Here is a 12,791-nt window from a genome sequence, read left to right as displayed (position 1 = left end):
AAATTTAAATGCATATTACTCAGAGTACGCTGAGTGGAAAAAATTCACTATCGGTAATCACTATTACTTTAAATATAGGCTTTACAACATAAACCTACACTTACTAATTAGAACAACGAGCCATAGTAACTCAGTTATTCTTTGATTCTTCTAGCTTAAAGACTTAAAGTTGATAAATAAAGAAAAGACGTTAAGCAGTTCAAAAACCACTATGAAAATCCAGCAAGTTGACCCACATAAACCTAAAATAGCCCTATTACTTACAGGTGGTGGCGCTCGCGCTGCTTATCAAGTGGGCGTGCTTAAAGCGCTTGCTCATAGTATGCCCCGCACCGCGCCTTTGCCATTTAGAATTATTAACGGCACTTCTGCAGGCGCGATTAATTCTGCAGCTTTGGCCTGTTATGCCTCGTGTGCGCATTTGGCCGTGCGTAAGCTTGAGTCTGTTTGGAAAAACTTTTCAACATCTATGGTCTACAAAAGCGACTTTTTAAGTGTGTTTGGCCATATTGCGCGTAATATTTTAACCAGTTTTCAGTCTGAGCACATAAACCACCCGCCAGGCAGTTTACTAAATAACCGCCCTTTGCGCGGTTTATTAAACGAAATTTTAGACCTGCACCGCATTGAACGTAATTTACATCGCAATTATTTAGAAGCGATTTCTATTACCGCTTCAAGCTATACAACCGGTGACTCTGTTGCGTTTTTTCAGTCAAATACACAAACACCTTGGCAGCGTGCCAAGCGCGAAGGTCGCCCTATGCGCATTAACGTTGAGCATTTAATGGCCTCAAGCGCCATTCCTATGGTGTTTCCAAGTGTTAATGTATTTAACCACTATTTTGGCGATGGCTCTATTCACCAGCTTTCACCGCTTAGCCCGTCTATTCATTTAGGGGCCGAAAAAATATTTATTATTGGGGTAGACCAACCAAAAGAGTCGCATCCGGCGGGTTACTCGCCCCACTACCCTGGGCTTTCTGCGGTTGCTGGGCATTTACTCGATAGTGTATTTAGCGACACCATGCAAGCCGACCTTGAGCGCCTTGAGCGTGTAAATCGCACTTTAGGGCTGCTTCCGGCGCGCGACAAACATCAAGAGCTGAAACAAATAGAAACCTGTATTATTAATCCATCAAAAAACTTTAACGATATTGCCGCGCAATACTACAGCGATATGCCGTGGGCAATTAAGTTGCTGCTACGCACAATTGGGGTAAAAAAGCACTCGCAATCGAGTTTAACCAGCTATTTGTTGTTTGAAAAACGCTACACTCAGCACCTAATTCAAATTGGCTATGAAGATGGCATGAAAAAACTACCCGAAATACGCCAATTTTTAGAGCTCGACTAGCTAATGTTGGCTTTTGCTAATTAAAACTTGTTCTATGGGCTATTTAAACGCAGAGTAAGCTTTGAAACCAACTGAGCCCGATAACTACCTCTGCGTTATTTTAATAACTTGCATCTATGTAAGTAAAAAACAAAATGCATTTTTTTATTCAAGCCCATCGAGTAGATAATGCTCTACTCGCTCTACCCGCCTAGGCTTACCTTGCAATACCAATACATCGTTTGCGCACAATGTGGTGCTGGTTGATGGGTCGTCTATTTCTTGTCCCTCTCGGCGCAAAGCTTTTACAGTCACGCGGCGTTTAGATAAGTTAAGCTCGTCTATTGTTTTATCCACCGCATAGGCTTGATCTGGCAACGCAACTACGTGTAAATATTCTAAGCGCTCAGAGGAGGTTTCTTCGTTGTCTTTAAAGTAACCGGCGTAAAAACTTTGCATAAGCGGGTAGCGATTACGGCGCTCTTTACTAACACGGCGTACAATGCGTGTCATCGGTACACCCGACATCGACAACACATGCGAAACCAACATTAAGCTTGCCTCTAACGACTCAGGCACCACCTCAGTAACACCCAACTCTTTTAAGTTGTTTAATTGGCTGTCGTCGCGGGTTCTTATTAGTATTTTAACGTTGGGTGCAAGCTGCTTTATGGCGTCTATTACCACGTGTGCATGCTCAAGCTCTGTAAAGGTAATAATCACTAAGCGTGCTCGCTCTACCCCTGCGCACTTTAAAATATCTTTTTGTTTTACATAGCCAAATATTACTGGCTCACCTGCGGCTTTGCCCTCTTGTACTAAAATAGGGTTACTTTCTATGGCAACGTAATCTATGGCTTCGGGTTTTAAAAATCGCGCTATAGTTTGTCCTACGCGTGAAAAGCCACAAATAATCACGTGATCGTTATATAAGGTGCTACTTTTAGGCTCGCTCTCCCTCGCCATACTGGGGTGATCTAAAATACCTAATTGCTTTAACATTAGTGGGGTTTTATCAATTAAAAACGGGGTTAGCGCCATCGAAAGCACCCCTAAGGCAATTAAAAACGACGCTTGCTCTGAATTGAGCAACTCATGCTGACCTGCCAAAGCAATAAGCACAAACCCAAATTCTCCCATTTGCCACAGCATAACGCCGCAGGCTAGCGAGTCTTGATTGCGCTCATGCATTAATCTGGCACTTAATGCCAGCACGGTAATTTTTAATATTAACAAGCCAAATAAAGCACCAATAATCACAAAACCATGCGAAAGCACAAATAAAATATCGAGCTGCATCCCCACAGTTACAAAAAACAGCCCCATTAAAATATCGCGAAATGGCCTAATATCAGCCTCGAGTTGATGGCGGTAATGGCTCTCTCCTAGCATCATGCCGGCTAAAAATGCCCCAAGCGCCATTGATAAACCAAACATGTAAGTTAAAAAGCCGGCAAATAACGCCACCAAAATAGTGGTAAGCACAAACAGCTCATCGGTTCGTACCTGCGCTATTTCTTTAAATACTTTAGGTAGCACCCATTTACCAATCGCCCACAGTAATAAGCACACAAACGCGCCTTTTGTAAGCGCAAATGCCAGCGCCCAACTAATACTTTGCGAATCGCTTGAGGCAAACAATGGCAAAATAATAAGTAGGGGCACAACGGCAATATCTTGAAACAGTAATACGCCCACCGCCAGTTGCCCACGGCGCTGGTTTAGTTCGCCAGTTTCTTTTAATAGCTTAACCACTACCGCGGTTGAAGAAAGCGCCATAATTGTGCCAATGGTAAAACTAGTGAGTAAGCTAAAATTTAAGCAATATAAAATAATAATGAAGAGCAAGCTGGTAACACCAACTTGTAACGAGCCCAGTCCAAACACAATATTGCGCATGGCCATTAGCCGCGATATAGAAAACTCGAGCCCTAAACTAAACAATAAAAATACGATGCCCAGCTCAGCAATAAACTCAATTTCGTGAGATTGAGCAAGCCAACCAATGCCATGGCTGCCCGCTAAAACGCCTGTTGCTAAATACGCCAAAATAGGCGGCAAGCCAATGCGCTTAAAAAACCATACAAAAAGCACCGCCGCCACTAACAAGCCAAAAATTTGAGCGTTTATACTTTGCAAATTCGGCCTCCAGCGTCAATTAAACTACGGAATGAACTTTAAATATAGCAACCATATGTTTATCAAGCAATTTCAAAATATGGCATAAAAATAGCTTAGTTATTGCAAAGTAACACCCTGGGGGAAGATTTTAATGGAAAATGTCCATATTTTGACACAACGCGTGTCTGGGCGCGGCGATTTTTTGCCGTTTTCGGCAGAGCAAACACACACAAACGAAACAGCGGCAACGCACGATTTAGTTACCGAGCTACAAACAAGCCTAGTAATAGAAGATGTATTGGCTATTTATGCAAAATTTGCCAAACAGCTACTTAACTTTTCAGGGCTGCAGTTTCAATCAACGCTCGGCACTGCACAAACCTCAGATAGCAACACGAACACTAGCCCGTATTCTTACGATTTAGCTATTGGTCGCGAGCACTTAGGACAGCTAATTTACTTTAGCCAATACCCTATTAGTAAAGCGATTGAAAACAAATTACGTGCCCTACACAGCGCCCTTGTGTACCCACTGCGTAACGCAATGATGTACAGCCGAGTGTTAAAACTTGCCACAAAAGATGCGCTTACTGGGTTAAATAATCGTAGCCAATTTAATGACATGTTATCGCAAAAGCTCGAAAACTGCCGCCGTTACCAGCGCCCTTTTAGTTTAATGCTGCTTGATTTAGATAACTTTAAGCAAGTAAACGACAACTATGGTCATAAAGTAGGTGACGATGTTTTAAAAGAGTTTTCGCAGGTACTTTGCAGCAGTATACGCGGCACCGACTCTGTATTTAGATTTGGTGGCGATGAGTTTTCGCTGATTATTGAAGACCCCGAGTTTACAACAAACAAAGTGGTTGCTGAGCGCATTATGCACTTAGTCAGAAGCTCAAGTTTAATGTCTAAATACAAAGTAACCACCAGCATTGGCTTTACCCTAGCCAATAGCCAAGATTGCGAAACAGCAATATTTGCTAGAGCCGATAAAGGCTTATATAAGGCAAAAGCCTCTGGGCGCAACTGCGCAAAAGCATATTAGTATTTATATAACTGTATTATTTATAAAAGCTTAGCTTCCCCCGCTGAGCTTTTTTATTACTGTTTAATTATTTATTAGGCAGTAATTTATAAACAAACAAGGCTGCACAAAAGCCAAAAAAGAAGCCGCTCACTAAATTAAGCAATGCTGTTATGCTTGCAAGCGGGGTAAATAACACTAAAACCAATGGTAAACTTACGCCTAAAATAAAAAATAACCCGCCTTTACCTAACCAGTAGGCAAGCAGTAATACCGCCGATACCACCCCGCCCACAACGGCATAACCCAATGTAATAATATTAAGCTCTAGTAATACATTGGCTATAACAGCAACTAACGCTGTTATTAACATACCCATTGGCGCTTTGCTAACTAGCGATAAGCCTACATGTGGCTGATCTTTCATTTATTTACACTCCCAAAAAATGCCGTTTTCGTCTTGGTGTTTTTCACTTACAAAATAACCAACAACTTGCACAAGCTCGTCGTTATAAAATATTAAAGGCACGCGCTCCCTTAACCACGGGGCTACTTTTGCATCTTTAAACCAGTGTTTAAGCGTATTGCTGCCTGGCTTTTTTAACGGCTTTATACGCGCACTATTACAATTAAAGCGCACGGTGACTTGCTCGTTTGGCAGTGGGGCACGTAGGCCTTTACCTTGTTGCTTTATTAAAACGCGCCCATCATTAAGCGCCAGCTCATTGCCCGTTAGCGCTTCATCGGCTAATAATGTGTGTGGTGTAACAAAATACAAATACCCTTGATGACGTCGTATTTGCCCTTCGCTTAAATCAACTTGCATTTGCGCATCAGCCTGCGCATTTATGGCTTGGTTAATTATTTGCAAAAGCTGCTTTTGTGAGGGCATTACTTGGGTAAATAAGCTAAGCCATGCACGAACCACATTGGTTATGCGCACGTTGCTGTAGGTGGTTAGTTGGCTAACGCTCAGTGCTTGATGCGCGTTTACGCTTTGTTTTAAATCAAGTTCAGTGTACTCATCAAGTAGCGTTTGTTGTTGCTGTAGTAACTCAATGCTGCGCCCAGCACAGTGCTCAAAACCTTTAAAGCGCTTTGCAAGTAAAGGCACTACACGTGCACGTAAAAAGTTACGATCAAAACGCTCATCGGTATTTGAGTCATCAGTTATGTGCGTAATATTAAACTCTGTGGCAAAATGCTCTATATCACTGCGCGTTATGTTTAAAAGCGGTCTGTAGCATATTCGCCCGCTTTGTAGTTCACGCATTTTTTGCATTGCGCCTAACCCTTTTAAGCCAGATCCGCGCTTTAACCGCAGTAAAAACGTTTCTATTTGATCGTTTAAATGCTGACCCAGCAAAATAACACTGCCCGCGGGGCTTAGCTCATCAAGTGCTTTGTAACGCGCCTCTCGCGCCTGCGCTTCAAGGCTTGTTCGTGTTTTTGAGTTTATTGTTACCTGCGCGGCATTAAACGGTACATTTAGCTCAGCGCACAAGTTTTGGCAAAAGCGCTGCCAGTCATTCGCGTATTGGCTTAAACCATGATTAACATAAATCGCGTTTACGTTTAGCTTTGGTTGCGCTTGTTTTAATAAGTGCATCATATGAAGCAATACCACCGAATCCACGCCACCCGAAAGCGCCACCGTAAAGTTATACTGCTGGTGCTTAAAAAAGTGCTCAAGGGCGTGTTTAACGTGCTGATAAATAGGTGATGCTTGCATGGATACGCTATAAATTTAATGTTTGCAGTATTTTAAAACAAAAAAGCCGCATAAGCGGCCTTTTTTAACAATAAATGCGTTGGTTAGCTAATTAGCAGTAACCAAACGACATTAAACGTTTGTAGCGTTGATCTAGCATGTCTTCAAGCGATAGCGCTTGTAAGTCAGCAAGGTCACGTTTTAAACGTGTTTTTAAGTTACGTGCCATTGCATCGTAATTGCGGTGTGCGCCGCCTAAAGGCTCTTCAACTAAGTTATTAATTAAATCGAGCTCTTTAACACGCTCTGCAGTTACACCCATTGCCTCTGCGGCAAGTGGTGCTTTATCGGCGCTTTTCCATAAAATTGAAGCACAGCCTTCTGGCGAAATTACTGAGTACGTGCTGTATTGCAACATGTTAACTCTGTCGCCAACACCAATGGCTAATGCACCACCAGAGCCGCCTTCGCCAATAACCGTACAAATTGTGGGTACTTTAAGTGCCGCCATTACTTTTAGGTTACGTGCAATTGCCTCAGACTGACCGCGCTCTTCAGCGCCCACACCTGGGTATGCCCCTGGCGTGTCGATAAAGGTCATAATTGGCATTTTAAAACGCTCGGCCATTTCCATTAAACGTAGCGCTTTGCGGTAGCCTTCTGGTTTTGGCATACCAAAGTTACGTTTAATTTTTTCAGCAGTATCACGCCCTTTTTGCTGGCCAATCACCATTACTGGTTCGCCATCTAAACGTGCAACACCACCTAAAATAGCCGGATCGTTAGCAAAAGTACGATCGCCTGCAAACTCGTCAAATTCCGTGAAAATGCGCTCGATATAATCTCGAGTGTAAGGACGCAACGGATGACGCGCTAACTGCGATACTTGCCAAGCGCCTAAATTTGAGAATATTTCCTCTTTTTGCTTAGCGCTTTTTTCTTTTAATTTGCTGACTTCCTCTTCTAACTCAAGGTCTAATTCGCCAGCGCGGCTTATGCTTTGTAATTCTTCAATTTTTGCTTCTAATTCTGCAATCGGAAGCTCAAAATCAAGATAATTGAGGCTCATGCTCTAAACTACCTAATCAGTTAAATTCTAGTTCTACATCTTGTGCCGCCATGAGTGATAACTTATGAATTAAGTCGTCGCTCGGCGTAACACACCATTCGATCCCTAGGGTTAATTGAGCCAACGCATCGGGGCGCTGGTAATAAACCTTGATCGGACACGTTCCCATTTTATAAGGTTCGAGTACTTTTTGTAATTTATCGAAGAAACCTGCCTCGATTTGCACCATGTTCAGCGTCATTTTAATCGCTTTAATGCGTTTTTCACGCGCTTGAGCAATGGTGTTTATTTCTCTGGCGGTCATTGTAATGCCACCGGAGAAGTTATCAAAGCTGACCTGTCCAGATATTACCAAGATATTGTTTACTTGAAGCATTTCTTGGTACATTTCGAACTGTTCAGGAAACAAGCGTACATCAATACGGGCGCTCTTGTCATCTAAAGTTATTAAGCCCCAACGATTTCCTTTTTTATTAATTAAGGTCCGCGCTGAAATAACTAAACCCGCCGCCGTAGAGAGTACATCACGATTTGTTGGCTGTAAATCCACCAGCTTGCCGCTTGTGTAATGTCTAAGTTCACGGCGATACTGATTTATCGGATGCCCTGTTAAATAAAGGCCTAGCGTGTCTTTTTCGCCATCAAGCCATTGGTTATCGGTAAGCGGCGTGGCTTTAATAAAGGCTTGCTCAACTTCATCAGGCTCAGTGGCCAGTAAGCCAAATAAATCGCTTTGCCCAAGTTGCTCAGCTTTGTTGTGCTGATCGGCAGCGCGCATGGCATCTTTTAAACTTGCCAGTAATGTTGCACGCCCTGCTTGGGTTTTCTCTGGCCCAAGCTTATCAAGTGCACCGGCGTAAATTAATTTTTCGGTCACACGTTTATTTAAGCGTTTTAAATCTACACGGGCACAAAAATCAAATAAATCTTTAAATGGGCCGCCTTTTGCGCGCGCTTCTAAAATAGCCTCTACCGGCGCTTCACCTACACCTTTAATAGCACCAATACCGTAAACAATTTCACCTTGCAGGTTTACCGTAAATTTAAATTCTCCGGCATTTACATCAGGCGGTAATAAGGTGAGCTTCATGTTTTCACATTCATCCACCAAGATTACTATTTTGTCGGTGTTATCCATATCGGCCGACATTACCGCAGCCATAAACTCTGCCGGATGGTGCGTTTTCATCCACAGCGTTTGGTACGAAACCAGTGCATACGCTGCCGAGTGAGATTTATTAAAACCATAACCTGCGAATTTTTCTACCAGGTCGAAAATTTTAATCGCCAGTTCGCCGTCTATACCATTATTGCGTGCGCCTTCTTCAAAGGTTGAACGCTGTTTGGCCATTTCTTCGGGTTTTTTCTTACCCATTGCACGACGTAGCATGTCGGCGCCACCAAGCGTATAGCCTGCTAGTACCTGGGCAATTTGCATTACTTGTTCTTGGTACAAAATAATGCCGTAAGTAGGCTCAAGAATGGGCTTTAAGCTTTCGTGTTGGTATTGGGCATCTGGGTATGAAATTTCTTCTCGGCCAAGCTTACGGTCGATGAAGTTATCTACCATGCCTGATTGCAGTGGGCCTGGGCGGAACAAGGCTACCAATGCAATCATATCTTCAAAGCAATCGGGCTTTAATCGGCGTACTAGGTCTTTCATGCCGCGCGATTCTAGCTGGAATACCGCGGTTGTTTCGGCGCGCAGTAATAGCTCTATACTTTTTTTATCATCCAGTGGAATGGTGTTTATATCAACGGGCGCTTTGCCTTCGCGCTTCATGCGCTCGTTGGTCATATCCACAGCCCACTGCAAAATGGTCAAGGTACGTAAGCCCAAGAAATCGAACTTAACTAGGCCTGCGGTTTCTACGTCATTTTTATCAAACTGTGTTACCGGAAACTTACCTTCATCATCGCAATAAAGTGCAGCAAAGTCGGTAATGGTCGTCGGCGATATTACAACACCACCGGCGTGTTTACCGGCATTACGTGTACACCCTTCTAGGATGCGACACATATCGATTAAATCTTTTACCTCTGAGTCGCCATCGTAGGCTTCTTGTAAACGCGGCTCTACCTCAAACGCTTTGGCAAGCGTCATGCCGGGATCCCCTGGGATCAGCTTAGAAATTCGATCAACAAAACCATAAGGGTGGCCAAGTACACGCCCTACATCGCGTATTACCGCTTTTGCAGCCATGGTACCAAAGGTAATAATTTGTGATACCGCGTCCCGCCCATACAATGCCGATACATGGTCAATTACCTCATCACGCCTGTCCATACAAAAATCGACATCGAAATCGGGCATTGATACACGTTCAGGGTTTAAGAATCGCTCAAAGAGTAAATCAAATTCAAGCGGATCAAGGTCGGTAATTTTTAGGGCATATGCCACTAATGAACCCGCACCCGATCCACGCCCCGGCCCCACTGGAATATTGTTATCTTTACTCCACTGAATAAACTCCATTACGATTAAGAAGTAGCCTGGGAAACCCATTTGGTTAATTACACCAAGCTCTACTTTTAACCGCTCGTCGTATTCGCCTCGTTTTTCTTGTCGCTCTTGTTCATCAGGGAATAAAAACTGCAGGCGCTCTTCAAGGCCATCTTCTGAAACCTTAACTAAAAAGTCTTCAATTTTTAACGAGCCGGTTGGGTAATCAGGCAAAAAGTAAGTGCCTAATTGCACCGTTACGTTACAGCGTTTGGCTATTTCTACCGTATTTTGCAGCGCTTCAGGGATATCGCTAAATAGCTCTGCCATTTGCTCAGGCGTTTTTAGGTATTGCTCTTGTGAGAATCGTTTAGGGCGGCGTTTGTCATCAAGGGTGTAACCGTCAAAAATAGCCACACGAATTTCGTGCGCTTCAAAGTTTTCGGGCTTTAAAAAAACCACTTCGTTTGTGGCAACAACGGGCAGCTGCTCTTTTGCTGCAAGCTCTACCGCCATATGCAGGTAGTCTTCTTCAAGCGGGCGGTCGGTGCGAATAAGCTCTAAATAGTAATGATCGCTAAAATGCTGCTTATAAAAGCTCACTACAGATTCAATAACGCCTGGGTTATTTTTTAATAAGGCTTTACCTAAGTCACCGTCTTTTGCGCCTGAGAGAATAATAAGCCCTTCTTTGTGTTTAACTAGCCATTCTCGGTCAATCACCGGGCGATGAAATATATGCCCGCGTTGGTAAGCTTCAGATATTAATAAGGTAATATTTTTATAACCGTCGTTGTTTTTAGCTAGCAACGTGATACGGCTTGGCTCATCTGGAAACTCTGGGCTGCGCAACCAAAAATCGGCTCCCACTATGGGTTTAATACCGGCACTGTGGGTTGCGCCATAAAAACGCACTAAACCACAAAAGTTCATTTGATCGGTAATTGCCAGCGCTGGCATTTCAAGCTCTTGCGCTTTCGCAACAATAGGCTTGGTTTTAGCTAAGCCATCGACCATCGAAAAGTCTGAGTGAACCCGTAAATGTACAAAATCTGGAGCGGCCATTATTTATGCCTCGCCCTTTGCTTGCATTAGCACACGTTGTACCGGCTTAAAGCTTTTACGGTGCTCTTCAATAGCGCCGTATTGCTCAAGCGCTGCAAAATGTGCTTTAGTTGGGTACCCTTTGTGCCCTGCAAACCCGTATTGCGGGTAGCGAGTATCAAGCTCAAGCATTTCGTCATCACGCGCTACTTTGGCTAAAATAGAGGCTGCTGAAATTTCAGCCACTAAACTATCGCCTTTAACAACTGCTTGAGCCGGCATAGCTAATTTAGGTAAGCGGTTACCATCTACAAATACAAACTCTGGTTGCGTACTTAACCCCTCAACTGCACGTGTCATTGCAAGCATAGTTGCATGCAAAATGTTTAACTCGTCAATTTCTGTTGGGCTACAACGACCAATGGCATAACACAGCGCTTTTTGTTTTATTTCTATAGCCAGTGCTTGGCGCTTTTTGTCGGTTAGCTTTTTAGAGTCAGCTAAACCTGCAATAGGATTCGCTGGGTCAAGTATCACCGCAGCGGTAACAACATCGCCGACAAGCGGGCCACGCCCTACTTCATCTACACCGGCAATTAAGGTTACGTTGGGTCGTTCAATTTGCATTTATTAACTCCGCCACAGCATTAGCTGCTTGTTTGCTGGCATTTAATCTAATTTTTTCGTGGATGGCTAAAAAGCGTGCTTTTAGTTCTTTATTATCGGTATTTAGCATAGGCGTAAGTGCACCTGTTAAATTGGCTACGTTACATTCACTTTGTAAAAACTCCGGCACGAGTTCTTCATCGGCTAATAAGTTTGGCAGTGAAAAATATTTAATGTTAAAGGTAAACAATGTTTTAAAAATCCAATAGCTCATTGGCTTAATTTTATAACCCACCACCATAGGCTTTTTATACAGCATGCCTTCAAGCGTTGCAGTGCCTGATGCCAGTAAAATGGCATCGGCTGCTTGCATGGCTAGTTTTGACTGACCATCGAGTAGGTTTACATTTAAATTTGGTGCAGTGGCATTTAAAATTTCACTAAATTGCGCTTTGCGTTTTTCGTTAACCAGCGGTACCACTATTTTAAGGTCTGGGTTTTGCGCTTGTAACTGCGCAGCTGTATTTATATAGGTTTCGCTGAGTAAGCCTACTTCTGAGCCACGGCTACCTGGCAGTAAAGCCAGTACTTTGTCGTCGGTATTTAGGCCAAGTTCTTGGCGAGCTTGGCTATCGTCGTGCTCAAGCGCTATATCGTCAGCTAAGGTGTGTCCTACAAATGTACACGGTACTTGGTGCTTATCGTAAAATTCTTTTTCAAATGGCAGCAAAGCAAGCACTAAATTTGTGGCAGCACTAATGGTATGAATGCGTTTTTCGCGCCACGCCCAAACCGACGGGCTTACGTATTGAATGGTTTTAATACCGGCATCTTTTAAAGGCTTTTCTACGCGTAGATTAAAATCGGGCGCATCAATACCAATAAATACATCGGGTGGGTTATCTTTAAAGTGCTGCACCAGCTGCTTACGTATTTTAAGTAAACGCGGCAAACGCCCTAATACTTCAACCAGCCCCATTACCGAGAGCTCGTCCATGTCGTAAAGCGTTTTACAGCCTTGCGCCTGCATTTTTGGCCCTGCAATGCCTTCAAATATGGCATCTGGAAAGTGCGTTTTAAGTGCTTTAATTAAGCCTTCGCCTAAAATATCGCCCGACAGCTCACCTGCCACAATACCAATACGTAGTTGTTTTTTCTCTTTATTCATTCGACTTTATTTATCAGGCGTTCATAGCGGTTAGTTTACCGTGTTTTAATGTTTGGTTAAACGCTTTAAATTAACGATTATTTGTAACTAATTTAGTACCAAACGATTGTTTGTATTTCATACTGATGTAGCATGGTGAATATATATTAACTTTTTCTAATATGTTTATTGACAAAAATTGTGCAAACGTAAATAATATTCCAAACTTTCAGTAATTACTGAAAGTTCATTAATTTTAACTTTGCCAATTATTAATTGCCTTGTTA

General features: G+C 43.0%; 9 protein-coding genes. 2 read left to right on the top strand and 7 right to left on the bottom strand.

From position 1 onward, the window contains the following. Positions 1-211 precede the first annotated feature (211 nt). On the top strand, positions 212-1,357 hold the full coding sequence (locus tag MTF68_RS13505; RefSeq protein ID WP_004586945.1) for a patatin-like phospholipase family protein: 1,146 nt from the start codon (positions 212-214) through the stop codon (positions 1,355-1,357). 144 nt (positions 1,358-1,501) lie between these two features. On the opposite strand, the gene MTF68_RS13500 is transcribed toward MTF68_RS13505, so the two are convergent. Further along, entirely contained in the window at positions 1,502-3,475 is a 1,974-nt protein-coding gene (locus tag MTF68_RS13500; RefSeq protein ID WP_248462764.1) for a monovalent cation:proton antiporter-2 (CPA2) family protein, read from the bottom strand. A gap of 133 nt (positions 3,476-3,608) precedes the next feature. Between MTF68_RS13500 and MTF68_RS13495 the strand changes: the two genes are divergently transcribed. Continuing rightward, positions 3,609-4,505, top strand: coding sequence for a GGDEF domain-containing protein (locus MTF68_RS13495; protein ID WP_248462763.1), 897 nt, complete (start codon positions 3,609-3,611; stop codon positions 4,503-4,505). Between the two features lie 67 nt (positions 4,506-4,572). Here MTF68_RS13495 and MTF68_RS13490 read toward each other — a convergent pair whose 3' ends face one another. The 6 genes from MTF68_RS13490 to lpxB form a co-directional block, all read right to left on the bottom strand. Beyond that, complete coding sequence (locus MTF68_RS13490; protein ID WP_248462762.1) at positions 4,573-4,911, bottom strand: hypothetical protein; 339 nt, start codon at positions 4,909-4,911, stop codon at positions 4,573-4,575. Next, positions 4,912-6,216 (bottom strand): tRNA lysidine(34) synthetase TilS, encoded by a 1,305-nt coding sequence (gene tilS, locus MTF68_RS13485; RefSeq protein WP_248462761.1) that lies wholly within the window; start codon positions 6,214-6,216, stop codon positions 4,912-4,914. A 91-nt stretch (positions 6,217-6,307) separates the two neighbouring features. Further along, positions 6,308-7,264, bottom strand: coding sequence for an acetyl-CoA carboxylase carboxyl transferase subunit alpha (gene accA / locus MTF68_RS13480; protein ID WP_004586940.1), 957 nt, complete (start codon positions 7,262-7,264; stop codon positions 6,308-6,310). A 16-nt stretch (positions 7,265-7,280) separates the two neighbouring features. Further along, positions 7,281-10,772 carry a DNA polymerase III subunit alpha gene (gene dnaE / locus MTF68_RS13475; RefSeq protein WP_096739324.1) on the bottom strand — a complete coding sequence of 1,164 codons (3,492 nt, stop codon included), beginning with the start codon at positions 10,770-10,772 and terminating at the stop codon, positions 7,281-7,283. Positions 10,773-10,775: 3 nt separating this feature from the next. Beyond that, positions 10,776-11,378 carry a ribonuclease HII gene (rnhB, locus tag MTF68_RS13470; protein WP_096041417.1) on the bottom strand — a complete coding sequence of 201 codons (603 nt, stop codon included), beginning with the start codon at positions 11,376-11,378 and terminating at the stop codon, positions 10,776-10,778. Continuing rightward, complete coding sequence (gene lpxB / locus MTF68_RS13465) at positions 11,368-12,525, bottom strand: lipid-A-disaccharide synthase (protein WP_054983468.1); 1,158 nt, start codon at positions 12,523-12,525, stop codon at positions 11,368-11,370. The genes rnhB and lpxB overlap by 11 nt, the downstream gene beginning before the upstream one ends. Positions 12,526-12,791: the final 266 nt, after the last annotated feature.

The organism is Pseudoalteromonas sp. 2CM37A (assembly GCF_023161885.1).
Lineage (GTDB): Bacteria > Pseudomonadota > Gammaproteobacteria > Enterobacterales > Alteromonadaceae > Pseudoalteromonas > Pseudoalteromonas atlantica.
This window is presented reverse-complemented; position numbering and strand designations above follow the sequence as displayed.